The 26,350-nt window shown below is 62.6% G+C and carries 26 protein-coding genes; 9 read left to right on the top strand and 17 right to left on the bottom strand.

Annotation, left to right across the window (positions count from 1 at the left end; all coding sequences use genetic code 11):
* Position 1 precedes the first annotated feature (1 nt).
* Genes QLG12_RS18985 through QLG12_RS18970 form a run of 4 tightly spaced genes read right to left on the bottom strand, consistent with a single transcriptional unit; the run spans position 2 to position 7,754 of the window.
* Positions 2-4,567: an alpha-2-macroglobulin gene (locus QLG12_RS18985; RefSeq protein ID WP_282475067.1), complete on the bottom strand. Its 4,566-nt coding sequence runs from the start codon at positions 4,565-4,567 to the stop codon at positions 2-4.
* On the bottom strand, positions 4,564-5,229 hold the full coding sequence (locus QLG12_RS18980; protein ID WP_236194171.1) for a DUF1175 family protein: 666 nt from the start codon (positions 5,227-5,229) through the stop codon (positions 4,564-4,566). Before QLG12_RS18980 ends, QLG12_RS18985 begins: the two co-directional genes overlap by 4 nt.
* A complete protein-coding gene (locus QLG12_RS18975) occupies positions 5,199-6,911 on the bottom strand; it encodes a DUF2138 domain-containing protein (protein ID WP_282475066.1) in 1,713 nt (570 codons plus the stop codon). Before QLG12_RS18975 ends, QLG12_RS18980 begins: the two co-directional genes overlap by 31 nt.
* Before the next feature lie 51 nt (positions 6,912-6,962).
* Complete coding sequence (locus QLG12_RS18970; protein WP_282475065.1) at positions 6,963-7,754, bottom strand: DUF2135 domain-containing protein; 792 nt, start codon at positions 7,752-7,754, stop codon at positions 6,963-6,965.
* 277 nt (positions 7,755-8,031) lie between these two features.
* Between QLG12_RS18970 and QLG12_RS18965 the strand changes: the two genes are divergently transcribed.
* The 5 genes from QLG12_RS18965 (at position 8,032) to QLG12_RS18945 (ending at position 14,399) form a co-directional block, all read left to right on the top strand.
* Positions 8,032-9,165 (top strand): Fic family protein, encoded by a 1,134-nt coding sequence (locus QLG12_RS18965; protein ID WP_282475064.1) that lies wholly within the window; start codon positions 8,032-8,034, stop codon positions 9,163-9,165.
* A gap of 79 nt (positions 9,166-9,244) precedes the next feature.
* Positions 9,245-9,487: an exodeoxyribonuclease VII small subunit gene (locus tag QLG12_RS18960; protein ID WP_007894317.1), complete on the top strand. Its 243-nt coding sequence runs from the start codon at positions 9,245-9,247 to the stop codon at positions 9,485-9,487.
* The gene (ispA, locus tag QLG12_RS18955) at positions 9,484-10,371 is read left to right on the top strand and encodes a (2E,6E)-farnesyl diphosphate synthase (protein ID WP_236194174.1); all 888 of its coding nucleotides are present in this window, start codon (positions 9,484-9,486) and stop codon (positions 10,369-10,371) included. The genes QLG12_RS18960 and ispA overlap by 4 nt, the downstream gene beginning before the upstream one ends.
* Before the next feature lie 91 nt (positions 10,372-10,462).
* On the top strand, positions 10,463-12,361 hold the full coding sequence (dxs, locus tag QLG12_RS18950; RefSeq protein WP_282475063.1) for a 1-deoxy-D-xylulose-5-phosphate synthase: 1,899 nt from the start codon (positions 10,463-10,465) through the stop codon (positions 12,359-12,361).
* 154 nt (positions 12,362-12,515) lie between these two features.
* Positions 12,516-14,399 (top strand): TonB-dependent receptor, encoded by a 1,884-nt coding sequence (locus tag QLG12_RS18945; RefSeq protein WP_282475062.1) that lies wholly within the window; start codon positions 12,516-12,518, stop codon positions 14,397-14,399.
* Here the strand turns inward: QLG12_RS18945 and QLG12_RS18940 are convergent.
* The 12 genes from QLG12_RS18940 to nrdR all read right to left on the bottom strand — a co-directional run bounded on the left by QLG12_RS18940 (position 14,396) and on the right by nrdR (position 23,095).
* A complete protein-coding gene (locus QLG12_RS18940; protein ID WP_282475061.1) occupies positions 14,396-15,196 on the bottom strand; it encodes a cobalamin-binding protein in 801 nt (266 codons plus the stop codon). The two genes, QLG12_RS18945 and QLG12_RS18940, sit on opposite strands and share 4 nt — an antisense overlap.
* Entirely contained in the window at positions 15,196-15,615 is a 420-nt protein-coding gene (locus tag QLG12_RS18935) for an MFS transporter (protein ID WP_197870092.1), read from the bottom strand. The genes QLG12_RS18940 and QLG12_RS18935 overlap by 1 nt, the downstream gene beginning before the upstream one ends.
* Complete coding sequence (ribA, locus tag QLG12_RS18930) at positions 15,612-16,229, bottom strand: GTP cyclohydrolase II (protein WP_007955551.1); 618 nt, start codon at positions 16,227-16,229, stop codon at positions 15,612-15,614. Before ribA ends, QLG12_RS18935 begins: the two co-directional genes overlap by 4 nt.
* Positions 16,230-16,355: 126 nt before the next feature.
* Positions 16,356-17,081, bottom strand: a complete 726-nt coding sequence (locus tag QLG12_RS18925; RefSeq protein ID WP_197870093.1) for a transporter substrate-binding domain-containing protein — start codon at positions 17,079-17,081, stop codon at positions 16,356-16,358.
* A 28-nt stretch (positions 17,082-17,109) separates the two neighbouring features.
* Positions 17,110-17,613 (bottom strand): phosphatidylglycerophosphatase A, encoded by a 504-nt coding sequence (locus QLG12_RS18920; protein ID WP_011336134.1) that lies wholly within the window; start codon positions 17,611-17,613, stop codon positions 17,110-17,112.
* Positions 17,610-18,575, bottom strand: coding sequence for a thiamine-phosphate kinase (gene thiL / locus QLG12_RS18915; protein WP_282475060.1), 966 nt, complete (start codon positions 18,573-18,575; stop codon positions 17,610-17,612). The genes QLG12_RS18920 and thiL overlap by 4 nt, the downstream gene beginning before the upstream one ends.
* 27 nt (positions 18,576-18,602) lie before the next feature.
* Complete coding sequence (gene nusB / locus QLG12_RS18910) at positions 18,603-19,103, bottom strand: transcription antitermination factor NusB (protein ID WP_197870095.1); 501 nt, start codon at positions 19,101-19,103, stop codon at positions 18,603-18,605.
* The gene (ribE, locus tag QLG12_RS18905) at positions 19,100-19,576 is read right to left on the bottom strand and encodes a 6,7-dimethyl-8-ribityllumazine synthase (protein ID WP_003228649.1); all 477 of its coding nucleotides are present in this window, start codon (positions 19,574-19,576) and stop codon (positions 19,100-19,102) included. The genes nusB and ribE overlap by 4 nt, the downstream gene beginning before the upstream one ends.
* A gap of 91 nt (positions 19,577-19,667) precedes the next feature.
* Positions 19,668-20,759: a bifunctional 3,4-dihydroxy-2-butanone-4-phosphate synthase/GTP cyclohydrolase II gene (gene ribBA / locus QLG12_RS18900; protein ID WP_039771922.1), complete on the bottom strand. Its 1,092-nt coding sequence runs from the start codon at positions 20,757-20,759 to the stop codon at positions 19,668-19,670.
* Between the two features lie 16 nt (positions 20,760-20,775).
* Positions 20,776-21,453, bottom strand: a complete 678-nt coding sequence (locus QLG12_RS18895; protein ID WP_085609113.1) for a riboflavin synthase — start codon at positions 21,451-21,453, stop codon at positions 20,776-20,778.
* Positions 21,454-21,500: 47 nt separating this feature from the next.
* On the bottom strand, positions 21,501-22,634 hold the full coding sequence (ribD, locus tag QLG12_RS18890; protein WP_236194181.1) for a bifunctional diaminohydroxyphosphoribosylaminopyrimidine deaminase/5-amino-6-(5-phosphoribosylamino)uracil reductase RibD: 1,134 nt from the start codon (positions 22,632-22,634) through the stop codon (positions 21,501-21,503).
* Complete coding sequence (gene nrdR / locus QLG12_RS18885; RefSeq protein WP_003228656.1) at positions 22,631-23,095, bottom strand: transcriptional regulator NrdR; 465 nt, start codon at positions 23,093-23,095, stop codon at positions 22,631-22,633. The genes ribD and nrdR overlap by 4 nt, the downstream gene beginning before the upstream one ends.
* Before the next feature lie 128 nt (positions 23,096-23,223).
* On the opposite strand from nrdR, the gene QLG12_RS18880 reads away from it, so the two are divergent.
* From QLG12_RS18880 to trxA, 3 genes are read left to right on the top strand one after another with little or no spacing between them, the layout of a single operon-like run.
* The gene (locus QLG12_RS18880) at positions 23,224-23,688 is read left to right on the top strand and encodes a YbaY family lipoprotein (protein WP_236194182.1); all 465 of its coding nucleotides are present in this window, start codon (positions 23,224-23,226) and stop codon (positions 23,686-23,688) included.
* Positions 23,685-24,341, top strand: a complete 657-nt coding sequence (locus QLG12_RS18875) for a 50S ribosomal protein L11 methyltransferase (protein WP_039771928.1) — start codon at positions 23,685-23,687, stop codon at positions 24,339-24,341. The genes QLG12_RS18880 and QLG12_RS18875 overlap by 4 nt, the downstream gene beginning before the upstream one ends.
* 39 nt (positions 24,342-24,380) lie before the next feature.
* A complete protein-coding gene (gene trxA, locus QLG12_RS18870; protein WP_007955581.1) occupies positions 24,381-25,253 on the top strand; it encodes a thioredoxin in 873 nt (290 codons plus the stop codon).
* A gap of 4 nt (positions 25,254-25,257) precedes the next feature.
* Here trxA and QLG12_RS18865 read toward each other — a convergent pair whose 3' ends face one another.
* A complete protein-coding gene (locus QLG12_RS18865; protein ID WP_197870099.1) occupies positions 25,258-25,617 on the bottom strand; it encodes a hypothetical protein in 360 nt (119 codons plus the stop codon).
* 134 nt (positions 25,618-25,751) lie between these two features.
* On the opposite strand from QLG12_RS18865, the gene QLG12_RS18860 reads away from it, so the two are divergent.
* Positions 25,752-26,345, top strand: a complete 594-nt coding sequence (locus tag QLG12_RS18860; RefSeq protein ID WP_282475059.1) for a DUF2796 domain-containing protein — start codon at positions 25,752-25,754, stop codon at positions 26,343-26,345.
* Positions 26,346-26,350 lie beyond the last annotated feature (5 nt).

The following is a 26,350-nucleotide window of genomic DNA, read 5'->3' as shown; positions in this document are numbered from 1 at the left end:
GTCAGTTGACCGTAACCTGACCGAGGGCCGCTTTCACTTCCCGGGCCTGATGCTGCGGCGCGTAGACCTGAGTGAAACGCACCGGCGGCAGGTTGAACTGGCCCTTCTGCGAGAACCGAACCAGATGGCGCAGACGCAATTCACCGCTCAGTGCATCCACCGGAACCGCGTAGGCCAGTTGGCCCGGTTCGAATCGCGCCTTCTCCAGCGCGGTCGGTTCAGTGCCGTCCTTGCCCTGCAACTTGATGCCCCACGTGGTGCGCTCGACATCGGCGCCGGGCGGCAACGGCACTTCGAGCATGCCGTAGCGCAGTGGCTTCGGTGCCTTGCTGGTGAGGATCACTTCGTCCAGGTACAGGCTGTCGCTGGAAAGTGGTTTAGTGCCGACCGGCTCCAGTTTGAAGGTGAAGGCTTCATCACCCGGCACCAGACGCGACAGGCGACGAGTGATAGTCACGGCCATCGGATCGACCGCCGGTTGTTGAGTCTGGAAGCTCAGCGCCGCACGCAACGGACGTTCCTGAGTGCCCGACACCGACAGCACGCTCGGCACCGGCGCAGCACCCTGCCAAGTCCAGTACATCTCGCCGGTCGCGCCGTAGTTTTTCTTCCAGCCTTCGCCCGGTGCCAGCGCAATGGTCGGCGACGCCTGAGCGATGCTGCGTTGCAGCCAGGTCAGCGCCAGCGCACGTTCAAGGGTCGATTGCTGCGGCAACAGGCGTTGCAGCAGAGCGTTCGCACGAGCCTGATCGAACGGTTGCAGCGACAGGTTCAGCGCCTCGGCAAACGGCTGCGAACTGACCGACAAGCGCTGTTGCGCAGCACTCAGCTGACGATTGAAAGCATCCAGCAAAGCGACTTTCGATTGCGTGGCCAGCGATGCGGTCAGGACCCGCGCCGCCGCCAGACCGAGCGCCGAATCCGGATCGCTCATCACCAAGCTGTCTTCTCCGTCGTCCATCAGGTTCGCTGCATTGCCTTCCCCGGCCTTGGCCAGATCGTCCATCAAACCGCTGAGCAGCGTGTTGACCGGCAGATGCATCTGTTTGGCGAACGACAGGATCAGCGCCCGTTGCAGTAATGGCGTGTTCGGCGCCTGCTTGGCGTAGACCTCCAGAACCCGCTGCCAGTGTTCCGGCGGCAGGGTCAGCTCCAGCACCTGGCTGGCGTTCCAGTCAGCGTAGTAAGCGTAAGCGGTGAGGAACGCATCCGGTTCACCATCAAAGCCCCACCAGGTAAAGCTCGCCGACGGCCCGGCCATTTGCACCAGGCGCAGACGGCTGTTCTGCATGATCAGGCGCAAGCGGTCGCGGATCTGCGGGCTCGACGCCAGCGACGGATAAGCGATGCTCAGGGGCAGCAAGCGGCTGGCGGTCTGTTCGACGCCGCCGTACGGATAGCTGAGCAGATCATCGAGGGCCGAACGGAACAGCGCTTGCGGGCTGTCATCCAGACGCAGGCGAATGTCGGTGGCGTCCGCCGGCAGGCTCAACGGCGTATCGCCGCTGGCCACGTCGAGACTCCGGGTCTGCGTCACTTGCCAGCCTTCGCCGGTTGCGGTCAGGCGCACAGCGAGGGCGTCGGCGGTCTTGCCGTCCTGCACCAGCTCGGCGGTCCATTCGCCGGTTGCCAATGCGAAGGCCGGCAGCGGCAGGTAGTTGATGCCGTTGTTGAGGGTCACCGGCAGGCGCTGTTCGGCGCCAGCGTAGTGCGTCACCAGCTCAGCCTTGACCGGTTTCTCGGCCTGGCTGAAGGCGAACACGCCGAGCTGCGGCTGATCGCCTTTGCGGAATTTGCTCGGCCCGCTCCACTTCAGGTACAGCGGTTTTTCCGAGCGAACGAACTGCTTCTTCTGCCCGACCTGACCGTCATCGGCAATCGCCCGCGCGGTGATGCGCCAGCGGGTCAGCGAGTCCGGCATCTTGAAGGTGAAGCGGGTCTTGCCGTCGGCATCGGTCAGCAATTCTGGCTGCCACGCGGCGGTGTCGACGTCTTCGCGACGCGGCCGCTCCAGCACTTTCACCCCACGCTCGCTGCGGTTGGCTTTACCCGGTGCGCCGGGGCTGCCCGGCAAGGCCACGTCGTAGCTGATGAACGACAGGCTGGCGCTGGTGCGCACGTTGTTGCGACGCGGGTGGTAGAAGAACTGGTCGATGGTCGGCGCGACTTCCGGTTGCAGCGCGTAGACCATTTCATCGACCACGCTGACCGTCAGGTGCGCCGGCACAGCCTTGCCGGCGAACTGCGTGGTCAGGTCGACCGTCACGGTATCGCCCGGTTGATAGGTGTCTTTGTCGGTTTTGATCGCCACGTCGATCTGCGGCGCAACAACCTTGATCCCGGCATTCTGGAAGCTGTACTGACCGCCCTTGGTGTAGAGCACCGAGAACGTCAGGTTCGGCGCGAAGTTGTCCTTCACCGGGATACGTGCGCGGTATTGGGTGTCGCTGAGTTTTTCCAGCTTCAGCCAGTCGCCGCCCTTGGCCAGCAGCGCGGTGGCCTCGACCTTGTCGCGCTCCAGCGACAGCAGCGCATCGCTGACAGGCTCCGGAAAAGTGATCAGCGCCAGCGCTTCGTCGCCGGCCTTGTACTCGGGTTTGTCGAGGACGATTTCCACGGTGCCCGGCACTGCCTTGACGCCGTCGCCGGTGACCGAATGACCGGTCGCCCCCAGCACTCGGCCGTGCTGATCTTTCAACGACAGGTTGTAGGTGCCCGGGCGATCAAACGCCACGCTGAAGCCTTTGTCTTTGGCTGCCAGTTTGCCTTCGCCGGTGGTCTGGTCTTCCAGGCGCACCCAGTTGTAGCTGCTTGGCACAACGGCCTGAGCCTGTTGGCTACCGCCCTCATTGGCGTAGCTGAACGCGACCTTGTCACCGACCGCGCTGAAACGCTGTGGTGCGCTCAGGCGGAAGCTGGCGGCTCCCCGGTCTATAAGGATTTCCTTGGTGGTTTTGACCCGATACGCCGCGCCGTCGCTGGCAAACACGGTGAGCATGTAGCGGCTCGGTTTGTCGGCGGCTGGCAGGTCGAGGCTCGCGTTGCCCTTGCTGTCGGTGGTCAGTTCGGTGCTGGTCAGTTCCACCGGGAATTGCCCGAGGTATTGCAGTTCGTTGTCGACCATCGACAGTTGCTGGGCGCGCAGGCTCAGGGTCAGTTTGGCGTTGGCCACCGGCTTGCCGTCCGGGTACAGCAGCACCAGGCTGCCCTTCACCGGTTCGCCGGTGCGGTAATCCTGCTTGGCCAGATTCAGCGAGATTTCGAAGTGCGGCTTGATGTACTCCGCCACACGGAACGCGCTGCTGTAAGCCTGATCCTTGTAGTTGAAACGCAACTCGTAACCTCCGGCCACCGCGTTGTCCGGCAACTGGAAACGGCCCTGGGTGCCGGCCTTCGAATCAAGCTTCAGATCGAGACGCTGCAACTCGGTGCCCGTCGCATCGAGCACGCTGACATTAACGTCCGCCGCGCCCGGCAACACTGAGTCCCGTGCGTTCTTGAACTCGCGGCCGACGATCTTCAGCGACACCCAATCCCCCGGGCGATACAACGGCCGGTCGGTGAAAGCGTAGAGTTTCGTGTCGTAGATTTCGCTGTCGTAATAGAAGTTTTCCGAGACGAATACACCGCCCTCTTCGTCCTCGCCAATCACGAACGAACGCTCGGGGCTGACGTGTTTCAGGCGCAGCAGACCATCGGTGTCGGTGGCGCCGCTGCTCATCACGCCGAGGCCGTCGGTCCACAGCACATTGACCTTCGGTACCGAGCTGCCTTCGTGTTTGCGCGCGGCCCACACCAGCAATTCATCACCGGCAATCTTGCTCACCGCCACGGTGTTGGAAACGAAAACCATGGTGGTCGCGCGGTACTTGCCGATCAGCGCTTCGACCAGGTACAGGCCCGGTTTCAGATTGCCCAGTGGGATGTAGACGTTACCCGGCGCGACGCTGACGAACTCGCTGGAAGACCCGGCCAGATTGACGCCGGTCGGCGGCTGGATCGGCTTCGCTTGCCACAGCGGATAACGGAACTGGCTGACCACCGGCAGGCCCGGAATCAGGGCGAACTGCGGTTGCGCGTCGTACGGCGTCGGCGCGGCGATGGCATTGCCCATCTTCAGCTCCGGCACTTCCTCGGTGACTTGCTGACGCGACTCGTAGGAGAACGCACGCTGCATCACCCGACGGGATTTGCGGTACCAGTTGTCCCACAGGTACGCCAGGGTGTTGGACAGGCCTTCGCCCTTGAACTGGCCGTCGCTGACCACGCGGTGCAGGTTCTTCTGGCGCTTGAGGAAGTCCAGCGGCTTGTCGATCTTGTACACGCGGATGTCGGCGCCGCCGTAGGGTTCCATGCGGAATCGACGGTAGTCGCGACCCGGCGCTTCGAGGCGCACCACCGCCTGCTCGTCGCTGGCGAAACTGCTGTCGGCCAGCAGGAAAAAGCTTTCACCGGAGACCGGCGTGTAGCCGCTTGGCTCAACGGTGTCTTCGGCATTCACGGCCGAAAAAGGCAGGGCTAACAGCAACAGAAAAGGCAGTAAACGCAGCATGCGGGCACCGGTCATTGGGAGAGAAAATTCAGTCGATAGACGCCGATGAAGTTGGGGTTGGCTGCGTCGGGTATCCATCGGGTGTCCTTCCATGTCATGAGTTGCTGCAGGCTTGCCGAACGCATGCCGTTGTCAGTGGGGGTGGTCGTGCCGGTGTGATAGGCGATGTAGCGGCCCATCCAGATCATCAGGTGCTGGTCGTCGCCCTGATCGAAAAACATCAGATCGCCGGGCCGTGCCTGGGACACGTCGCGGCCGATCAGATGGCTGTTGAACTGAATCAGTTTGATCGCGTTGACGTAGGGCCCGACCTTGCCGCCGCCCTGCTGCCATTGCTGGGCAAGCTTGCGCTGATCGGCGCTCAGGTCCAGCTCCGGCGGCAGGTAGCGGTTGGACACGCCATTACTGCGCAGCCATTTATCGTCGTGGACTTTCAGTGCTTCATTGGCGGCAAACCGCACCAGACCGGCGCAGTCCTGCTGATACCAGCGCGGGCTCGGGCCTTTGCTCAACTGTTCCTGAGCGATGCGCACGAACCAGGCGCGAAAGACCTGGGATTGCGCAGGATCGAGGGCCGGCGCCTCAACGGCTCGGGCGCCGGCGCTGAGCAACAGCGCCAGAAGGCCAAGGCTGCGAATCAATCCAGTCACAGCGCTTTCCACTCCAGCGGCAGCCATTGCCAGTGACCGTCAGGCTCGCTGCCTTCCGGCAAGGTCAGGGCGTATTTGCCCATGCCGCCGAGGGTGCGCAGTTTCGGGATCAGGTAGGTTTGCGCGGCGTTGTAGAACACCGGCTCCATGTCCTGCGGCAGGCTGTCGAGGGTTTCCTGCTGGATCAGTTGCGCCATTGAGTCCGGGCCGAAGTAGATCGGCATCAGCACGTCTTTGGGCAGCACGTCGGCCATCGGCGGGAAGCGTTTGTCGAGGGTGCCGAGGGCCTTGTCGACCAGTTTGTCGTCGAGGGAAAACAGCAGCGTCGAACCGTGGCGCGCCAGGCTGACTTTCATGAACGCACGGCCGGTGATCGCGTCCGGATTCTCGGCATCCTTGGCCGCGTACGGGCCGAAGTTGGAGCTGACCTGACGTTGCCAGAGGTGGCTCTGGCCTTGCTGTTTTTCCACCACGGGGAACGCGTGCTCGTCGACCTTGCCTTCGTAAGCGCCGACCATCGAATCGAACAGCGTGCCGATATCCGCGTCGAGCTTGCCGTTGTCTTCGTCGTTCAGGCTGGCCACCAGCAAGGGCGTGTACAGCCGCGAATCAGCGTACCAGCACAGGCCCGCCGCGCCGGCCACGTGTTCGGTGAGTTTCTGCGCCACGGCCTCTTCGGCGCCGAGTTTCACCAGCAGCGGTTTCTGCGGTTCAGCCGCCACCGGCAAGGTCACACAAGCACTGGCGCCCAGCGGCATGGCTTGCCAGACCGGTTTGAAATCGAAGTCCGGCTGGTTCTCCAGCTCATCCATGGCGAGATAGCTGTGCCAGCCCTTGTCGTCCATGTCGAAGCGCAGGCCGGCGAAGTTCGGGATGAAGCGCTGGTAACCCATGGCCAGGACGCTGGAATTGACCGACAGCCGCTGCTTGGTTTCCGGCGCCTTGGCCGGCAACCCGAACGCTTCGGGGAACAGTTTTTCGCCGTTGAGCAGCGCAGCGAGGGCTTGCGGCGAGACGTGGCCGGATTCCTCCGAAGCACCACTTTCCGGGTCGTAGAATTTGGCCGGATTGGACAGCACCACCAGTTTGTCGCCACGGGAGGCGAACAGCAGGGATTTGCCGGCGTTGTAGGTCAGCTGATACAGCGGCACTTCGTCGCCGCCGACTTTCAGGGTGCTGAGCACGCTCAGTTGCGAATCATCCAGGGCGACTTTCGCCAGCGGCTCCAGCACCTTGGCCAGACCGCCGCGATCCATCACCAGCAGGAAATCCTTCAGCCGACCATCGGCGCCGCGCCACAACGCTACGTCTGCCGGTTGATCGAAGAGCTGCTCGATCAGGCTGTCCTGGAGCTTCAAGTCATGCTCGTAGATGATCCGCCGCAGACTGCCGATCAGCCCGAGGCGGTCGGCGTGGGTTTCGTAATAGAAGACGAAATCCTCGGTGAGCGTGGCCTTGAGGAACGGCACTGTCAGCAGGTCCTTGGGCAACTGGCTCAGGGAGCGGGTTTCCAGCAGCGCGTCCGGGCGGCTGAGGCCGAGCTTGTCGCTGGCCAATTCCGCTGGTGGTGCCTTGGGTTTGTGCATCAGCCAGCCGAGCCCGCCCGCCACGCCGGCCACCAGGCACAGCCCGACCGCCAGCAACGGCCAGCGCCGGGAAGGTTTGGCGACGGGCGCGTCGGTAGCCGGGGTCGCAGTGTTTTCGCTCATCTTCTCGCTCATGTTCCCAAAGCTCGGCAGTTCATCCGTGGTGCGGGATGCTTAATAGTTGAAAGTCTTGACCAGCAGCAGATCACCGATGGCCCGCAGGGGCACGATGAACGTTTCGCGTTTTTCGTCGACGGTGTTTTCGTTGAGCACCAGCGTGATCTGCGAGGTGATGACCTCGTTCTGGTTGCTGGTCTCCTCGAAGTTATAGCCGCCGTTACCGAAGTTGCCCCAATAGTTGACGTAAACCAGATAGGTGCCGTGCAGCGGCGCAGTCATGGTGAACATTTCCGGGCCGGGGCCATCGACGCCGTCCGGATCGAGGCCACCGCCATTGGTCAACGCGGTGTGGGCGAAAAACGCATGCTGGCCGTCAGGCGTAATGATGTGCAGGTCGAGCTCGGCCTTGGGATCGTCCCAGCCGAGCACCACACGAATCCGCGCCGGGGTGCGCAGGTTGTTGGCTTCGTAGAACTGCACGCGCTTGAGCGACTGCCCTTCGGCACTGCGCACTTCGACGCTGTTGGAGCCAGCGCCGAACGCATAGGGCCGAGCAAAACGCCCATCGTCGTCGGTGTACAGATTCAGCGGATTACCGTTGACCGCCAGAGTGTGCGGCCCGCGCTGGTTGCCGATGGCCTTGAGCTGGCCCTGGATCATCGTGCGATTGCGCTGGATGCCGCGATCAATCGGCGGCGTGGGATAGGCGACTTGCGGGTTTTCCGTGCGATCGAGCAGCCCGTGATAGCGCCAGCCGCCCACCGGCTCCGACAGCTCCGCACTCGGCGCCGCCAGCAGAGCGGGCGCGCAGGCCAACCCGATCAGCAGCAAAAGAAGTGAACGCATGTGATGCCTCCTGCCATGCCTGAACGAAACCTTGCACCCGATCCTCGGTACTTCACAGCGGTGAAAACTGCGTTTCGTCTGAAAGACCCGTGACTGTCGGGTCGTAGAAGGCGCGAAGGTTAGCGATTCGGCAGTTTTTTAACAATCGGATACATCTGGTTTTGCGGTGGGAATCACGGCGACCAGTGGACGATGAGCCGAATAGGCGTCATATTCGGCTCACGAAATGAGCCGAATAGCACTTCTATTCGGCTCACGCACTCAGGAACGGCATTTCATGGCAACTCACTGGATCTGGCAGCAACCCGATTGGCCCGACTTCAACTGGCAGGCAGAGCATCTCACTGCGCTGTTGCGCGAATGCGTTCAGGCGCAGGGACAATTGATGGGCATGGCGGGATCAGTGGGCAATTCACTGAGCGCTCAGACTGAGCTGGACGCGTTGCTGCAGAACATCGTGACCTCCTCGGCCATCGAGGGGGAGCAGTTGAATGTTGAATCCGTGCGTTCTTCATTGGCACGACGTCTGGGGCTGGAATCACCGGATGGCGACAACGTCAGCAAGCGCAGCGAGGGGCTGGCGCAACTGATGCTCGATGCCACTCAACGTTTTGCCGAACCGCTGACGCTGGAACGATTGCTGGAATGGCATTCATGGCTGTTTCCAGAACAGGAGAGTGGTTTCCTTTCGCGAGCAATCAATGTCGGCGCTCTACGCGGCGATGAGCCAATGCAGGTGGTTTCCGGAAGAATCGACCGTCCGACCGTGCACTTCGAGGCGCCACCGCGACAAGGGCTTGAGCGACAACTCGACAGTTTTCTCAAATGGTTCGACGCCAGTCAGCATCAGGCAGGCCTCGATCCTTTGCTGAGAGCAGGCATCGCGCATTTCTGGTTCGTCACCTTGCACCCGTTCGATGACGGCAACGGGCGCCTGACTCGCACCCTCACCGATCTGGCATTGGCTCAAGGCGAAGCGCAGGCCATTCGTTTTTATGCGATGTCCGCCAGCATTCTCGACGACCGCGCGGGCTATTACCGGATTCTCGAATCGAGCCAGAAAGCCACGCTGGACATCACAGACTGGCTCGCATGGTTCCTGCAAACCCTGCTGCGCAGTCTGCAACAGGCCATCGCGCGGATTGAAAGTGTGTTGGGAAAATCACGCTTCTGGCAGGCGCACCGGGAATCCGGGCTGTCGGCGGAGCAGATCAAAGTGCTCAATCGTTTGCTCGACGGTGGTGAGCGCGGTATCAGTGCAGCGCAATATCAGGCCGTGGCGAAAGTCTCCAAGGCGACGGCGACCCGACATCTGGCGGAGCTGCTGGAAAAGGGTTGTCTCGAACGCCTGCCCGGCGGTGGGCGCAGCACGCGCTATCAGATCAGTTTTCCAGGCAAATCCGCAGGCTGATGCAACCCCCGCTCATTTGCCCATACCCCCCCTATCTGCTAGTGTCGCGCCGGTTTAACGTCAACCGGAATTAGCCGCCATGGCCCGCAAAAAAGCTGCACTGGATTTCGAACAGTCCCTCGCCGACCTGCAAACGCTGGTGGAGCGTCTGGAGAACGGTGAATTGTCGCTGGAAGACTCGCTGACCGCTTTCGAGCAGGGCATCGGCCTGACCCGTGACTGCCAGGCGGCGCTGGCCCAGGCCGAGCAGAAGGTCCAGGTGTTGCTGGAGCGCGATGGCGAACTCGCCGAGGAACCCTTCGACGCGGATCAGCCAGAATGATTGCAGCGTATTCGGCCACCAGCCAGGCACGGGTCAATGCGGCACTGGAAAACCTGTTCAATGCCCCGCTGCCAGAACTGGCGCGCCTTTATGAAGCCATGCGCTACAGCGTGATGAACGGCGGCAAACGCGTGCGCCCGCTGCTGGCCTACGCCGCCTGCGAAGCCCTTGGCGGCAAGGCCGAACAGGCCAACGGCGCGGCGTGTGCGGTTGAGCTGATCCACGCGTATTCGCTGGTGCACGACGATTTGCCGGCGATGGACGATGACGATCTGCGTCGCGGCCAGCCAACCACCCACAAGAAATTCGACGAAGCCTGCGCGATCCTTGCCGGCGATGGTTTGCAGAGTCTGGCGTTCAGCGCCCTGCTCGACCCGCGTCTGAGCGACCTGAGCGCGGACATCCGCCTGCAACAGGTTACGGCGCTGGCGCACGCGGCGGGCCCGGCCGGCATGGTCGGCGGTCAGGCCATCGACCTCGGTTCGGTCGGCCTCAAGCTTGATCAAAAAGCACTGGAACAGATGCACCGGCACAAGACCGGCGCGCTGATCGAAGTCAGCGTCAAGCTCGGCGCCCTGGCCAGCGGCTGTGCCGAGAAGGATGAACTCAAGTCTCTGCAGACTTATGCACAGGCCATCGGCCTGGCATTCCAGGTCCAGGACGACATTCTCGACGTCGAAAGCGATACCGAAACCCTCGGCAAACGCCAGGGCGCCGACATCGCCCGCGACAAGCCGACCTACCCGGCACTGCTCGGTCTGGACGCCGCCAAGGCCTATGCGCTGGAACTGCGCGATCAGGCCCTGCACGCGCTGCGACCGTTTGACGCGGCTGCCGAGCCGTTGCGCGATCTGGCCCGGTATATCGTCGACCGGCGTAACTGACGGCTAATCAGCCAAAAAAGACCAACGCGTGGGCAGGGGGCGATGCATCAGGTAAACTGCCGCATCTTTTATACCTATAACGATTCGCCTGATGCCCACGACGTTTCATGAGATTCCCCGCAAGCGCCCGACCACGCCCCTGCTCGACCGCGCTAACACGCCGGACGGCCTGCGCCGGTTAGGCGAAGCCGAGCTGGAAACCCTGGCTGATGAGTTGCGCCTGGAATTGCTCTACACGGTCGGCCAGACCGGTGGGCACTTCGGTGCCGGCCTGGGCGTCATCGAGCTGACCATCGCGTTGCATTACGTCTTCGACACCCCGGACGACCGGTTGGTGTGGGACGTCGGTCATCAGGCCTATCCGCACAAAATCCTCACCGGTCGTCGCGAGCGCATGGAAACCCTGCGCCAGAAGGACGGTATCGCTGCCTTCCCGCGCCGTTCCGAGAGCGAGTACGACACGTTCGGCGTCGGCCACTCCAGCACCTCGATCAGTGCCGCGTTGGGCATGGCCATCGCCGCCCGCCTGCAGAACAGCGATCGCAAGGCGATTGCGGTGATCGGCGACGGCGCGCTGACCGCCGGCATGGCGTTCGAGGCGCTGAACCACGCGCCGGAAGTCGACGCCAACATGCTGGTGATCCTCAACGACAACGACATGTCGATCTCGCGCAACGTCGGCGGTCTGTCGAACTATCTGGCGAAGATCCTTTCCAGCCGCACTTACGCGAGCATGCGTGAAGGCAGCAAGAAAGTGCTGTCGCGCCTGCCCGGCGCCTGGGAAATCGCCCGTCGTACCGAAGAATATGCCAAGGGCATGCTGGTCCCCGGCACCCTGTTCGAAGAACTGGGCTGGAACTACATCGGCCCGATCGACGGTCACGACCTGCCGACCCTGATCGCCACCCTGCGCAACATGCGCGATCTGAAAGGCCCGCAGTTCCTGCACATCGTCACCAAGAAGGGCAAAGGCTTCGCCCCGGCGGAAGTCGACCCGATCGGTTACCACGCCATCACCAAACTCGAACCGCTGGACGCCCCGGCCGCTGCGCCGAAAAAGGCCGGCGGGCCGAAGTATTCCGGCGTGTTCGGTGAGTGGCTGTGCGACATGGCCGCTGCCGACCCGCGCCTGGTGGGCATCACCCCGGCGATGAAGGAAGGCTCGGATCTGGTGGCGTTCAGCGAGCGTTTCCCGCTGCGCTACTTCGACGTAGCGATTGCCGAACAACACGCCGTGACCCTCGCCGCCGGCATGGCCTGCGAAGGCGCGAAACCGGTGGTAGCGATCTATTCGACGTTCCTGCAACGCGGTTACGACCAGTTGGTGCATGACGTCGCGGTGCAAAACCTCGATGTGCTGTTCGCCATCGACCGCGCCGGTCTGGTGGGCGAAGACGGCCCGACCCACGCTGGCAGCTTCGACCTGTCGTTCCTGCGCTGCATCCCGGGCATGGTCATCATGACCCCGAGCGATGAAAACGAACTACGCAAGATGCTCACCACGGGTCACCTGTACAACGGCCCGGCGGCGGTGCGTTACCCGCGCGGCACCGGTCCGAACGCGACCATCGAGAAAGACCTCGAACCGATCGAGATCGGCAAGGGTGTGGTCCGTCGTCAGGGCAGCAAGGTCGCCCTGCTGGTGTTCGGCGTGCAAATGGCCGAAGCCCTGAAAGTTGCCGAGATGCTGGACGCGACCGTGGTCGACATGCGTTTCGTCAAACCGATGGACGAAGCGCTGGTGCGCGAAATCGCCAACAGCCACGACCTGCTGGTGACCGTCGAAGAGAACGCGATCATGGGCGGCGCCGGTGGCGCAGTCAGCGAATTCCTCGCCCGCGAGAACATCCTCAAGTCGGTGCTGCACCTGGGCTTGCCGGACGTTTACGTCGAGCACGCCAAGCCCGCGCAGATGCTGGCCGAGTGCGGGCTGGATGACGTGGGCATCGAAGCGGCGGTGCGGGAGCGCCTGGAGCTGCTCAACAAGTAATCACCATCCCTGTGGGAGCGGGCTTGCCCGCGATGAGGTCGGCACAGTCAACATTGATGTTGGATGTACCGACGCCATCGCGGGCAAGCCCGCTCCCACAGTGTTTTGTGTCGCTGGAAATCCAGTGCACACCAGAAATACCAACGGAATACCGATGAACCTCTCGCGTCTCGCCCTGCCCCTCCTGCTGCTGCCAACCGCGAGCGCCCTCGCCGACACCTTCGAACGCGATCAGGCCCTGAAGCTGCCGGACATGCTGATCAGCGCCAACCGCCAGGTCGAAGCGCGCAACGACAGCAGCGCCGCCAACACCGTGTTCACCCGTGAAGACATCGAACGCCTGCAACCCCGCAGCGTCACCGATCTGCTGCAACGGGTACCGGGCGTGCAAGTGGCGCAAACCGGCGGACGCGGCAGCCTGCCGGGGATCTACATTCGTGGCACGCAATCGGCGCAAAGCCTGGTGCTGGTCGACGGCCAGCGCATCGGCAACTCGACGTCCGGCGACAGCAACCTGCAACACCTGAACATCGAGCAGATCGAACGCGTGGAAGTGCTGCGCGGTTCGCGTTCGGTGATCTACGGCAGCGATGCAATTGGCGGGGTGATCCAGATCTTCACCCGGCGCGGTGGTGAACAAGGCTTGCAGCCGCGTATGCATGTGGGTTTCGGCAGCAATCAGACCTGGGAACGCAGTGTCGGTCTGTCCGGAGGTGATGAGAAAACCCGTTTCAACCTAGGCGCCAGCCTCGATGAAACCGCCGGGATCAACCGCACCCACGAGTCGTATCCCAGCGACGGCGATCACGACGCCTATCGCAACAAATCCATCAGCCTGAGCCTCAGCCATACGCTGACCGACGACATCGAAGTCGGCGCCAACCTGCTGGATAACCGGGGCAAAAGCGAGTTCGACAGTCCATTGGGTCGCTACGAGGAAGCTACCAGGCAATCCTTTGAGCAGCAGCCTTACAGTGATTTCGCGATCAGCAGCTTCAGCAGCTATGCGGATGCCAGAGTAAACGAACGCTGGAAAACCCGTGTTGAGCTGGGCCATAGCGAAAACCGCGAGAAAACTCTCGACAAGCTCAGCGACGAACGCTCGGTGTTCAACACCTACCGCGACTCGGTGACCTGGCAGAACGACCTGACCCTTGATGCACGCAACAGCCTGATCCTCGGCGGCGACTGGTATGAAGACCGGGTCAACAGCAGCACCGCATTTTACGAAGACAGCCGCTGGAACCGCGCAGCCTTCATCCAGCATCGCTTCCAGGCCGACAGCTTCTCCACCGAACTGGGCCTGCGTCGCGACGACAACCAGCAGTTCGGCAGCCAGAACAGCTGGAGCGGCACGCTGACGTTGCCGGTCAATCCGGACAACGATCTGCTGCTCAGCTACAGCGAAGGCTTCCGTGCGCCGACCTTCAACGACCTGTACTACCCGGACTTCAGCAACCCCGACCTGAAACCGGAAACCTCGAAAAGCTACGAGCTGCAATGGCGCAGCCAGTTGAGCGACAGCACTCGCCTCGAAGCCTCGCTGTATCGGACCAATCTGGAAGACGCGATCATCTTCGGCAGCAACTCACGCCCGGAAAACGTCGCTTCGGCGCGGATCAACGGCTTCGAAGCAACGCTAAAACAGGAGTTGTTCGGCTGGCAGAGCAACCTCGGCGTGGCGATCATCGATCCCCGCGACCGAGACACCGGCCACACGTTGGCGCGGCGTGCACGGCGCACCTTGAGCTGGGATCTGGATCGACAGTTCGATCGCCTTGGCCTCGGCGCTAGTTGGCAGGCCGTGAGCAGCAGCTATGACAACCTGAACAATCAGCAGCCGCTTGGCGGTTATGCACTGCTCGGACTGCGCAGCAGCTGGGCGCTGAACCGCGAGATCAAGCTGGATTTCAAGGTCGACAACCTGCTGGACAAGGGTTACAGCCGGGCGCTGTACAGCCATGACGGCAGTCAATATGGCTATCGCGAAGAAGGTCGGGCGTTCATGTTCGGCGTGACCTGGACACCGCAGCTCTAACGATCTGGCGCGATCAGGTGGCAGAGTTTGGCGGTCGCCTCGATCATCTGCCCGCTCGGCCGCTCCAGGCCTTTGTCGGTGACCAGCAGTAATTGCCCGTGCTTGACCGCTGTCACCTGCGGCCAGGCGTTCCAAGCATCCAGTTGCGGCTGATCGCCGGCGAGAATCACTTCGGGGTCACGCTGTAAAACCGCCTCGATGCTCACCTGCGGCGCTGGCAGGCTGAGGTCGGCGAACGCATTGCGCGCGCCGCACACTTCAAGCGCATCGCTGATGATCTGCCCGCCACCGACGGTGTACAGCGGCTTGTCCCAGATTTGATAGAACACCCGCAGCGGCACTTCTCGGCGGTAGCGCTGGCGCAGCTCGTTGAGGTTGCGCCGCAGCTCGGTGGCCCGCTTGATTCCACGCTCAGAACGACCGAGCTGTGTCGCGATGGCTTCAATCTGCGCAATCAACTGTTCGAGACTATGGGGCTCGGCAACGAAAGTCGGGATATTCAAGCGCTTGAGCTGATCGCGCTGAGCCGGGCCGACACTGCCGGGCCATAGCAGCAACAAGTCAGGCTTGAGGCTGAGCAGCCGTTCCATGTCCAGCTGGCCGTAACGGCCCACTGAAGGCACGTCCCTGATCGTGGATGGCCGCTCACCGCCATCCAGCACCCCGACCAACAGGTCGGCCGAATCCAGTTCGACAACGATTTCAGACAGGGATGGTGCAAGGCTGACTACACGCAGGGCGGCCAGCGCTTCACCGCTGACGGCCAGCAGCAGAACCGCCAGCCAGAGACGCCGCATCAGCCGAGTTGACGCGGGATACGGTAGAGGTAGAACAGCACCGCCGTGGACAGCGCCAGCAACATGAGCGGCACCGCTTCAAGACCGACGAACACTGCCAGCGCGCCAATCCATGCCGGCAGCGCCGCGACCACGAATGCACTGCGAAGGCAGGCCGCCAGGGCAATCCAGGCGGCGGGTTCTTCAGGGGTATCGAGGGCTTTTTGCGTGGCGATCAGCGCATGTTTGTAGCGCCCGAAAAATTTCAGGCTGACAAACATCGAGGCTACGCCAGCGATAAACAAAGGCATCGCCAGGACCGGCAGAATCGCCTCGCCCTGGCCGAACACACCGTTGATCACGAACAGCGGCACCAGTGCCAGCGCCAGGTATTTCCACCAGGCGATCGACAGACGGCGCCGCACTTGGCCGCGAGTCACGCCCGGTCTACCTCGCCCTGATGCTCGTTGCCCATCATGTGGTCGAGCTTGCTGGCCTTGGTCGCCAGATAGAGCTTGTTGTGCGGGTTGTGACCGGTGTGCAGCGGCACGCGCTCGGCGACGACGATGCCCATGTCGGTCAAGGCTTTGACCTTGCGCGGGTTGTTGGTCATCAGGCGCAGGGATTTGACGCCCAGATGCTCAAGCATCGGCAGGCACATGGCGTAGTCACGCTGGTCGGCGGCAAAGCCCAGGCGTTCGTTGGCTTCAACGGTGTCGGCGCCGCCGTCCTGCAATTCATAGGCACGAATCTTGTTCAAAAGACCGATGCCGCGCCCTTCCTGACGCAGGTACAGCAACACGCCACGGCCTTCGCGAGCGATCGCCTTGAGGGCGCCTTCGAGTTGCGAACCGCAGTCGCAACGCTGGCTGAACAAGGCATCGCCGGTCAGGCATTCGGAGTGCAGACGCCCGAGTACCGGGGCTCCGTCGGCAATCTCACCCAGGCTCAGCACAACGTGCTCGCGGCCGGTGGCTTCATCGAGAAAACCGTGCATGGTGAATTGCGCAAAAGGCGTTGGCAGCTTGGAAGCGGCGACAAAAACGACAGGCACCGGTGTGCTCCTGATCTGAAAAGTCCGAGATTCGCTGGGCGGCATTGTAACAGCAGGTACCCGCAGGCGCTTAGGCTGAATTATCGGGGATAACTATCAAAAAGTTTGATGACAGGCCCGTTGCCCCTACTCGAACGGATACGGCTGCTTCCAGCGCTCGAAGATCGGCTTCAACTCACCGCTCTTCACCAGTTGCCCCATGCGCTGGTCGTAGATAGACATCAGCGCCCGGCCTTGCGGGGTATCGGCGAAGCCGAGATACAGCGGCAGTTCCGCCAGATGCGAGTAACGGTACTGCGACGGATCGGCGGCGTTTCTTACCACCGCTTCGATTTCCGTCAGCGCATCGATGTAGTAATCCGCCCGCCCCTGCTTGAGCATCGACAGGATGCCGGTGCGGCGCTCGATCTGATTGAAGCGTTTGACGTTCGGCAGGTAGGTTTCGTAGCGATAGCCGCGCACCCAGGCCAATCGATACTTGCCCAGCGTCGCCTGGGTCGGCGATGGGTTGCTGGCAAGACCCAGCGCGTAGATGTGGTCGGAATCGAAATTCCATTTCGGATACAGCACCTGCTCGGCTTCACCGCGATAGGAGCCGACCAGTGCGTCAGCTTCCTTCAGTTGCACCAGACCCACCGAGCGAGTGTAGGGCACGGTGCGGATGTCCAGGGTCACGCCGGCCGGTTCGAAGACTTTGCGCAAGACGTCCCAGCCCAGGCCATGACCATCGGCGGCGGTGTAGTCTTGCCAATCTTCACTGGCCAGGTGAATGACCGACGGCGGTGCGTCCTGTGCCTGGGCCACGGCGCCAAGCAAGGTCAAAACCACTATCGCCAACCAGCGTCGAGTCATCCCTGTGCCCCTCATCCACGCCTGGAAATCAGGCGAAAACCCACACCAGGCCCTGCATCGCCAGCCACGCGAACACGCCGGCCAGCACGTCGTCGAGCATGATGCCGACGCCGCCGTGAACATGCCGGTCGATCCAGCGGATCGGCCACGGCTTGAGAATGTCGAAGAAGCGGAACACAAGGAACCCGGCCAGCAACCAGTACCAGCCTTCCGGCACCAGCCACAGGGTGATCCACATCCCGACCATTTCGTCCCAGACGATGCCTTCGTGGTCGTGCACCCGCAGATCGTCGGCCACTTTGCCGCACAGCCAGAAGCCGAACAGCATGGTGATCCCGAGCATCAGCCAGTACCCCCAGTCCGGCAGCATCTGCCACAACGGAATAAAGGGTAGTGCAACTAACGAGCCCCAAGTGCCCGGCGCCTTGGGCAAGGTGCCCGAACCGAAGCCGAACGCCAGGAAATGCCAGGGGTTGCGCCAGACCGACGGCGGAACGAATTCGGCCGGAACCTGTTTCGGGTGATCTGTCACGGTGACTCCTGAAAATGTTGATAACCCCGGATTTGCGGGGTGATGTCGTGTCCATCGCGATCCAGCAGCACCACGCCCTGGTCCTGCGTCACGCGGCCGATCACATGGATCGGCCAGCCATCGGCGAGCAACGCCGGCAACTCGACGGACGGCAAGGTGAAGGCCAGCACGTAATCATCGCCGCCGCTCAACGCCGCACGCTCGGCGCCGCGCTGGCCGAGAAACGCCACCAGCGCATCCGACAGTGGGACACGCTCACGCTCGATTTCAAGGCGAACCTTCGACGCCAGGGCGATGTGGCCACAGTCGGCGAGCAGGCCATCGGAGATGTCCAGCGCCGAAGTGGCCTTGCCACGCAGGGCCTGGCCGAGAGCGAGTTGCGGTTGCGGCGACCAGTAATGATCAAGCAGCGGCTGGGCGATGTGCGGCTCGGCGTCACGCTGACCCAGCACCAGCGGCAAGGCCCCGGCGGCATTGCCCAGTTCGCCGCCGACACACAGCAGATCGCCCGGCTGTGCGCCGCTGCGGGTCAACGCTTTGCCGGCAGGGACACGGCCGAACACGGTGACGGTCAGGCTCAACGGCCCGCGGGTCGTGTCGCCGCCAACCAGTGCCACGCCGCAGCCCTGCGCCATGCGGTTCAAACCGCGGGCATAGGCTTGCAGCCAATCGGCAGTCACCGTCGGCAGAGTCAGGGCAAGGGTAAAGGCGACGGGTGTGGCGCCCATGGCAGCGAGGTCGCTGACCGCCACGGCCAGCGAGCGCTGACCGAGCAGAAACGGATCGCAGGGATCGGCGAAATGCACGCCGGCCACCAGCGTATCGGTGGAAACCGCCAGCTGTTCCCCGGAAGGAACCGCCAGCAAGGCGCAGTCATCGCCGATGCCCAGTGCAACGCCTTCGCCGCCCTGCGCACAAGGCGCGGCGGCGAAGAAATTGCGGATCAGCTCAAACTCGCCCATGGCCGAGAAAAAGTATTCAAGCGCGGATCAGCGCTTGAACGCCTTCACTTCAGCTTCACGCAGGCGCGGAGCCAGCTTGTCGAGCACGCCGTTGACGAACTTGTGGCCGTCGGTCGAACCGAACACCTTGGCCAGTTCGATACCCTCGTTGATCACAACGCGGTACGGGACGTCGACGCGCTTGAGCAACTCCCAGGTGGACAGGCGCAGAACTGCCAGTTCAACCGGGTCCAGTTCTTCGATCGACAAGTCCAGGCAAGGCGTGAGCGCGTTGTCGATTTCGGTGCGATTGGCCGGAACCCCGTGGAGGATTTCGCGGAAGTACGCGCCATCGACATCGGTGAAATCGTTATCGACCCGGAACTGCGCTTCGATCTCGTTCAGCGAAGCCTTGGCCATGTGCCATTGATACAGGGCCTGAGTCGCGAGCTGACGGGCTTCGCGGCGCTTGGCGCTTTTAGATGGCTTGCCGGCATCCGCGGGTTTCGGATCGCGCGGGTTGAAACGATCGCTTTCGTCGCTAATCACTTGGCCTCCAACTGCGCCAGCAGGCTGACCATTTCCAGAGCGGACAGGGCAGCTTCAGCACCTTTGTTGCCGGCCTTGGTGCCGGAACGTTCGATGGCTTGCTCGATGGAATCAACGGTCAGGACGCCGAAAGCGACCGGTACGCCGAACTCCATGGACACCTGGGCCAGGCCCTTGGTGCACTCGCCAGCCACGTATTCGAAGTGCGGAGTGCCGCCACGAATGACCGCGCCCAGGGCGATGATTGCTGCGAACTCGCCTTTCTGGGCGACTTTTTGCGCAACCAGCGGGATTTCGAAGGCGCCAGGTGCGCGGATGATGGTGATGTCGCTTTCGCTCACGCCGTGGCGAACCAGGGCATCAACTGCACCGCTGACCAGGCTTTCAACCACGAAGCTGTTGAAGCGGCCCACTACCAAAGCGTAGCGGCCTTTAGGGGCGATGAAGGTACCTTCGATGGTCTTCAGGGTCATTCGTCAGATCTCTTAAAGAGCCGGGACGCGTCTGTTTCGCGTCCCTCAGTGATTTATTTGCCGCGAATACAGGGCCGGAAACAACCGGTCATTATTCGGAGGGCACGTATTCTACAACTTCCAGATCGAAACCGGATATCGCATTGAACTTCATCGGCGCGCTCATCAAACGCATTTTGCGCACGCCGAGGTCACGCAGGATCTGCGAGCCGGCACCGACAATGCTGTAGGTGGTCGGCTTTTTCGGTGCGGCCTGATCGCCGGTTTCGCGGATGTGCGCCAGCAACACGTCGCCATCGAGCGGGTGACCGAGCAACAGCACCACACCGCTGCCGGCCTCGGCAACCGCAGCCATGGCGGCGCGCAGGCTCCAGCGGCCCGGTTGCTTGACCATCAGCAGATCGCGCAGCGGGTCCATGTTGTGCACGCGAACCAGGGTCGGCTCTTCGGCGCAAACGGTGCCCAGGGTCAGTGCCATGTGCACGTCGCCTTCCACGGAATCACGATAGGTCACCAGGTTGAATTGGCCCAGTTCGCTGTCCAGCGGCTGCTCGGCAATCCGCTGAACGGTACGTTCGTGGATCATCCGGTAGTGAATCAGGTCGGCGATGGTGCCGATCTTGATGTTGTGTTCGGCGGCGAACGCTTCCAGTTCGGCGCGACGGGACATGGTGCCGTCGTCGTTCATCACTTCGCAGATCACGCCGCTTGGCTCGAAACCGGCCATGCGCGCCAGGTCGCAGGCGGCTTCGGTGTGACCGGCGCGAGCCAGGGTGCCACCAGCCTGGGCCATCAGCGGGAAAATGTGGCCCGGGCTGACGATGTCTTCGGCTTTCGCGTCTTTTGCAGCAGCCGCTTGCACGGTACGTGCGCGGTCAGCGGCGGAGATGCCGGTGGTCACACCTTCGGCGGCTTCGATCGAGACGGTGAACTTGGTGCCGAAACCGGAACCGTTGCGTGGGGCCATCAGCGGCAGCTTCAGGGTTTCGCAACGCTCGCGGCTCATCGGCATGCAGATCAGGCCACGGGCGTACTTGGCCATGAAGTTGATGTGCTCGGCCTTGCAGCATTCGGCGGCCATGATCAGGTCGCCTTCGTTCTCGCGGTCTTCGTCATCCATGAGGATGACCATCTTGCCTTGGCGGATGTCTTCAACCAGTTCTTCGATGCTATTGAGCGCCACAAGGCACCCCCTTCAGTCAGGATTTGAGGTAGCCGTTGGCGGCCAGAAAGCTTTCAGTGATGCCACCGCCAGGCTTTTGTGAAGAGTCAGGCTCAGCGGCCCTGTCACCCAGAAGCAGACGCTCCAGATAACGCGCCAGCAAGTCGACCTCCAGATTCACCCGGCGACCTGGCTTGTAGGACGCCATGATGGTTTCGCTCAGGGTGTGCGGAATGATTGTCAGCAGGAATTCGGCGCCATCGACCGCGTTCACGGTCAGGCTGGTGCCGTCGACGGTGATCGAGCCTTTATGGGCGATGTACTTGGCCAGCTCTTTCGGTGCGCGGATGCGAAATTCCACGGCGCGGGCATTGTCGCTGCGCGAAACCACTTCGCCGACACCGTCGACGTGACCGCTGACCAGATGCCCGCCGAGACGGGTAGTCGGGGTCAGGGCTTTTTCCAGGTTGACCGGGCTGCCGCTTTTCAGGTCATTCATGGCGGTGCAGTCGAGGGTTTCGCGACTGACGTCGGCGGCGAAGCCGTTGCCCGGCAGTTCCACGGCGGTCAGGCACACGCCGTTGACCGCGATGCTGTCGCCGAGCTTGACGTCGCTCAGGTCGAGCTTGCCGGTTTCGACATGCACCCGCACATCACCGCCCTTTGGGGTCAGTGCGCGGATACTGCCGATGGATTCGATGATGCCGGTAAACATGGGGTTCTCCTTGAGAACGAAGCCAGCGCTAACGCGATGGCCGTGAATTATACGCTCGCCGATGGGACAGGGATGGCAGTGACTCGCCAGTCATCGCCAACCGCACGAATTTCAGTGATTTTCAGCTCGGGCGCATCCTTCATATAGGCCAGCGGCCAGTCCAGAAGCGGACGCGCCGTGGAGCCGAGGAACTTGCCGGCAATGAAGATCACGAACTCGTCGACCAGACCGAGTTGGGCAAATGCGCCGGCCAGTCGCGGGCCAGCCTCGACCAGCACTTCGTTGACGCCACGGTTGGCCAGTTCGATCAGCAACCGGTGCAGATCGACCTGTCCGTCGTCGCCCGGCACGATCAGGCATTCCGGGCCGTGGGCGTACTGTTCTTCGATGGCCACGCAAGTGGCGACCAGCGCCGGGCCGGCCTTGAAGAACGGCGCATCCAGCGGCACTCGCAGACGTCCGTCGATCAACACCCGCAGCGGCGGACGGCTCAGGGCCAGTGCGGTCTGTTCGGCATCCAGCCCCAGCTCTTCGGCGCGAACGGTCAGGCGTGCGCCATCGGCCAGCACCGTGTCGGCGCCGGTCAGCACCACGCTGGCCTGAGCGCGCAGACGCTGCACCGCCGAACGCGCGGCAGGGCCGGTGATCCATTGGCTCTCGCCGCTTTCCATCGCCGTGCGGCCGTCGAGGCTCATGGCCAACTTCACCCGCACGAACGGCAAGCCGTGTTCCATGCGCTTCAGAAAACCTTGATTGAGCTTGCGCGCCTCAGTTTCCAGCACGCCGCTTTCGCTGGCGATGCCGGCATCGGCCAGGCGCTGCAGACCGCGTCCGGCGACTTGAGGATTGGGATCACGCATCGCCGCGACCACCCGGCCGACACCGGCATTCACCAGCGCATCGGCGCACGGCGGCGTACGGCCGTGATGGCTGCAAGGTTCGAGGGTCACGTAAGCCGTTGCGCCCCGGGCCAGCTCACCGGCGGCGCGCAGGGCGTGGACTTCGGCATGGGGTTCGCCGGCGCGTTCGTGCCAGCCTTCGCCGACAATCTGCCCGTCACGAACGATCACGCAGCCGACCCGCGGATTGGGATGAGTCGTGTAGTGCCCCTTGCGCGCCAGCTCCAGGGCCCGGGCCATGAAGTGGGCGTCGAGAATGGCCTGCTCGGCGGCGGCGGTCATTCTTTCACCGGTTCACGGGCGAGGCGGTCGATCTCTTCGCGGAACTCGTTGAGGTCCTGAAAGCGCCGGTACACGGAAGCGAAACGGATGTAGGCGACTTCATCGAGCTTTTGCAACTCGGCCATCACCAGTTCGCCGACCACGAGGGACTTGACCTCACGCTCGCCGGTGGCGCGCAGCTTGTGCTTGATATGGACCAGCGAGGATTCGAGGCGCTCGACGCTCACCGGACGTTTCTCCAGGGCGCGTTGCATGCCGGCGCGGAGTTTTTCTTCGTCGAACGGTTGGCGGCTGCCGTCGGTTTTGATCAGGCGCGGCAACACCAGTTCGGCCGTCTCGAACGTCGTGAAACGTTCGCCGCAGGCCAGGCATTCACGCCGGCGGCGCACCTGTTCGCCCTCGGCGACCAGACGCGAGTCGATGACCTTGGTGTCGTTGGCACCGCAGAAGGGACAGTGCATGGTGGCTGGCAACAAAAAAAGGGAGGGCCATGGTAGCGCATCCCGGTGGCAAGACAAGCCATAGGCTTTGCGGTATACAGACTGCCATGATCGTTTGATCCATGGATTTCATTTTGCTGGAGCCGCCAATGTCCCTACGACCGCTCGTTTTGCTCAGTGTTTTCAGCCTGCTGGTGGCCTGTGGCAGCGATGCGCCCAAGCCTCAGCCGCCCACGCCGGGCCCGGCGCCGCAACAGGCGCAGAAAAAAGCCCGGGAAGCCGCCGACCTCGGCCCGCTGCCGGCGTATCAGCGCGAACTGAGCGGCACCCTGCAAGGCGTGCCGGCCGGCGCCGAAGTCGAACTGGCGCTGCTGGTGATCGACGAAAAGGATCGCCCGCAACAATTGCTCGCCAGTTCCAGCCTGATCGGCAACAACCAGATTCTGCCGTTTCACCTGCGTTTCAACCCCGAAGCCTTTCCGGTGGGCGCGCGCGTTGAATTGCGCGGTCGCGCCAGCCAGTCCGGCCAGTTGATCCTGCACCTGCCGTCGCAGACCATCACTGAGCCGACCACCCAGGCGCTGGGCCAGCTGCAATTTGTCAAAGCCCCATGAATGCACCGTCAGACCTGCAACAGTCGCTGGGCGAGTTGCTCGGCGACGCGCGACTGAAAGCCTGCACATTGCCGGACACCGATTTGCAGCTGTGGCTGATCGATGGCGACAACATGGCCCGCGAATTCAGCCAGGAAGAAACCCAACGCATCCTCCATGAACCGCCGTACTGGAGTTTCTGCTGGGCCAGCGGTCTGGCGGTGGCGCGCTATCTCGCGCAATTCCCCGAGTGGGTCCGGGGCAAACGGGTGCTGGATTTCGGCGCCGGTTCCGGGATCGCCGGCATCGCGGCGGTGAAGGCCGGAGCGCTGGAGGTCGTGGCCTGCGACCTTGACCCGCTGGCGATTGCCGCCTGTCGGGCGAATGCCGAACTCAATGATGTGCAGATGAGCTATTCCACGGACTTCTTCGCCGAGGCCGATCGCTTCGATCTGATCCTGGTGGCCGACGTTCTCTACGACCGGGAAAACCTGCCGCTGCTCGACGCCTTCCTGAGCCGTGGCCGCGAGGCGCTGGTGGCGGATTCACGGGTCAGGGATTTCCGTCACCCACTGTACCGGCGCATCGAAATGCTCGAAGCCATGACCCTGCCGGATCTGGCCGAGCCCGAAGAGTTTCGCCATGTCAGCCTCTACCATGCGGCCCGCGCCTGACCGTATAGTTGCCCCATTCACGCTTTTACGAGATCCCCCATGAGTCAGCAAACGCCGTACATTTTCGACGCCACGACGGCCGACTTCGACCAGTCGGTGATCGAGGCTTCCTTTCAAAAACCGGTGCTGGTGGATTTCTGGGCCGAATGGTGTGCGCCGTGCAAGGCGCTGATGCCGATGCTGCAAGGCATCGCCGAGAGCTATCAGGGCGAGTTGCTGCTGGCCAAGGTCAATTGCGATATCGAGCAGGACATCGTTGCCCGCTTCGGCATCCGTAGCCTGCCGACCGTGGTGCTGTTCAAGGACGGTCAACCGGTGGACGGCTTTGCCGGTGCACAACCGGAATCGGCCGTGCGCGCCCTGCTCGAACCGCATGTGCAGATGCCGGCGCCGTCGGCTGCCGATCCGTTCGAACAGGCTCAGGCACTGTTTGACGAGGGTCGCTACGCCGACGCGGAAGCGACATTGGTCACGCTGCTGGGTGAAGACAATACCAACGCCAAGGCGTTGATTCTCTACGCTCGCTGCCTGACCGAACGCGGTGAGCTGGGCGAAGCGCAAACAGTGCTCGACGCGGTCAAGAGCGACGAGCACAAAGCCGCGCTGGCTGGTGCCAAGGCGCAGATCAAGTTCCTCGGCCTGGCCCGAGACCTGCCGGATGCCGCGGACCTGAAAAGCCGTCTGGCGCAAAATCCGCAGGACGATGAAGCGGTGTATCAACTGGCGATCCAGCAACTGGCCCGTCAACAATACGAAGCGGCGCTGGACGCCCTGCTCAAGCTGTTCATCCGCAACCGCAGCTACGGCGAAGGTCTGCCGCACAAGACCTTGCTGCAAGTGTTCGAACTGCTGGGCAACGATCACCCGCTGGTGACCGCTTACCGGCGCAAGGTGTTTGCCGCGCTGTACTAAGCGCTTACTCGATCCAGCTGTAGAGCGGCGTATCCCCGCCGCTCAGCACTTTCACATCGGATGAATGACGCAGGCGCACCAGCAAGCGCTTGCCCGCTACCGCGCTGCCGGTCAGCCCTTCGAGCTGATCCAGCAACTCCGGCCCGCTGAGTTGCCCGGCCTTGCGCAGTAAATCCCTGGCGACCTGCCACAACGCGTCATCCTGATTCACCGGTTTCGCCACAGGCGCCGTTGCTGCAGTCTGCGGCTGGGCGGCTTGCACCTGCACGCCAAACTGCGAACCGAGCCGCGCCCAGTCGCTTTCATCCAGTTCCAGGGTCAAATCCACCGGCAACTCGCCGACGGTTCCGCGTATCCGCAACATAACTTTGCTCCCGCACTTTTCTGACCTGCATGCTCCCATGGGACTTGTGTAACGCCAAGCGGGCGGGCAAACTCTGCGCACTTTCGTTATAAGATTACATAACAAACTCTTCACTTTACTTCCCGGAGACCGCCATGCGTCGTCTGCTCCTCGCTTTGCCGTTTGCCCTGTTGCCGCTGGCCATCGCCCATGCCGCCGATGAGCATGATCACGACCATGAGCACGGCAGCCTCGGTGCCCACGAACATGGCGTCGGTCGCCTGAACGCCGCGCTCGACGGCCAGACCCTGGAGCTGGAACTGGAAAGCCCGGCGATGAACCTCGTGGGTTTCGAACACGTCGCCACCAGTGATGCCGACAAGGCCAAGGTTGCAGCCGCCCGCGCGCAACTGGAAAAACCGCAGGCGTTGTTCAGTCTGCCGGCCGCCGCCGGTTGCAAAGTCACCAGCCAGGAGCTGGAAAGCCCGCTGTTCGGCGACAAGCCGGAGGCCGACGACCACGACGAAGAGGAAGCCGGCAAGGATGGTCATGAGCATCATCACGACCATAGCGAAATCCACGCCCACTACCAGTTCAGCTGCGCGGCGCCGGGTGCGTTGAAAACCCTGGATCTGGCGAACCTGTTCACTACCTTCCCGGCCACCCAGAAAATTCAGGTACAACTGATCGGCCCGAGCGGCCAGCAAGGCACGGAAGTGACGGCCAAGGCCGCCGCCCTGAAGTTCTGACACGG

This window comes from Pseudomonas sp. V88_4 (genome assembly GCF_029967985.1).
GTDB lineage: Bacteria > Pseudomonadota > Gammaproteobacteria > Pseudomonadales > Pseudomonadaceae > Aquipseudomonas > Aquipseudomonas glycinae.
The sequence above is the reverse complement of the archived record's forward strand: the minus strand, read 5'-3'. Positions and strand labels throughout refer to the sequence as shown.

What these genes read in the sequence shown, in the direction of transcription:
- QLG12_RS18985 (WP_282475067.1), bottom strand. Translation starts at nt 4,567, where the DNA reads ATGACCGGTGCCCGCATGCTGCGTTTACTGCCTTTTCTGTTGCTGTTA.
- QLG12_RS18980 (WP_236194171.1), bottom strand. Translation starts at nt 5,229, where the DNA reads ATGGCTGCCGCTGGAGTGGAAAGCGCTGTGACTGGATTGATTCGCAGC.
- QLG12_RS18975 (WP_282475066.1), bottom strand. Translation starts at nt 6,911, where the DNA reads ATGAGCGAAAACACTGCGACCCCGGCTACCGACGCGCCCGTCGCCAAA.
- QLG12_RS18970 (WP_282475065.1), bottom strand. Translation starts at nt 7,754, where the DNA reads ATGCGTTCACTTCTTTTGCTGCTGATCGGGTTGGCCTGCGCGCCCGCT.
- QLG12_RS18965 (WP_282475064.1), top strand. Translation starts at nt 8,032, where the DNA reads ATGGCAACTCACTGGATCTGGCAGCAACCCGATTGGCCCGACTTCAAC.
- QLG12_RS18960 (WP_007894317.1), top strand. Translation starts at nt 9,245, where the DNA reads ATGGCCCGCAAAAAAGCTGCACTGGATTTCGAACAGTCCCTCGCCGAC.
- ispA (WP_236194174.1), top strand. Translation starts at nt 9,484, where the DNA reads ATGATTGCAGCGTATTCGGCCACCAGCCAGGCACGGGTCAATGCGGCA.
- dxs (WP_282475063.1), top strand. Translation starts at nt 10,463, where the DNA reads ATGCCCACGACGTTTCATGAGATTCCCCGCAAGCGCCCGACCACGCCC.
- QLG12_RS18945 (WP_282475062.1), top strand. Translation starts at nt 12,516, where the DNA reads ATGAACCTCTCGCGTCTCGCCCTGCCCCTCCTGCTGCTGCCAACCGCG.
- QLG12_RS18940 (WP_282475061.1), bottom strand. Translation starts at nt 15,196, where the DNA reads ATGCGGCGTCTCTGGCTGGCGGTTCTGCTGCTGGCCGTCAGCGGTGAA.
- QLG12_RS18925 (WP_197870093.1), bottom strand. Translation starts at nt 17,081, where the DNA reads ATGACTCGACGCTGGTTGGCGATAGTGGTTTTGACCTTGCTTGGCGCC.
- thiL (WP_282475060.1), bottom strand. Translation starts at nt 18,575, where the DNA reads ATGGGCGAGTTTGAGCTGATCCGCAATTTCTTCGCCGCCGCGCCTTGT.
- ribE (WP_003228649.1), bottom strand. Translation starts at nt 19,576, where the DNA reads ATGACCCTGAAGACCATCGAAGGTACCTTCATCGCCCCTAAAGGCCGC.
- QLG12_RS18895 (WP_085609113.1), bottom strand. Translation starts at nt 21,453, where the DNA reads ATGTTTACCGGCATCATCGAATCCATCGGCAGTATCCGCGCACTGACC.
- ribD (WP_236194181.1), bottom strand. Translation starts at nt 22,634, where the DNA reads ATGACCGCCGCCGCCGAGCAGGCCATTCTCGACGCCCACTTCATGGCC.
- nrdR (WP_003228656.1), bottom strand. Translation starts at nt 23,095, where the DNA reads ATGCACTGTCCCTTCTGCGGTGCCAACGACACCAAGGTCATCGACTCG.
- QLG12_RS18880 (WP_236194182.1), top strand. Translation starts at nt 23,224, where the DNA reads ATGTCCCTACGACCGCTCGTTTTGCTCAGTGTTTTCAGCCTGCTGGTG.
- QLG12_RS18875 (WP_039771928.1), top strand. Translation starts at nt 23,685, where the DNA reads ATGAATGCACCGTCAGACCTGCAACAGTCGCTGGGCGAGTTGCTCGGC.
- trxA (WP_007955581.1), top strand. Translation starts at nt 24,381, where the DNA reads ATGAGTCAGCAAACGCCGTACATTTTCGACGCCACGACGGCCGACTTC.
- QLG12_RS18865 (WP_197870099.1), bottom strand. Translation starts at nt 25,617, where the DNA reads ATGTTGCGGATACGCGGAACCGTCGGCGAGTTGCCGGTGGATTTGACC.
- QLG12_RS18860 (WP_282475059.1), top strand. Translation starts at nt 25,752, where the DNA reads ATGCGTCGTCTGCTCCTCGCTTTGCCGTTTGCCCTGTTGCCGCTGGCC.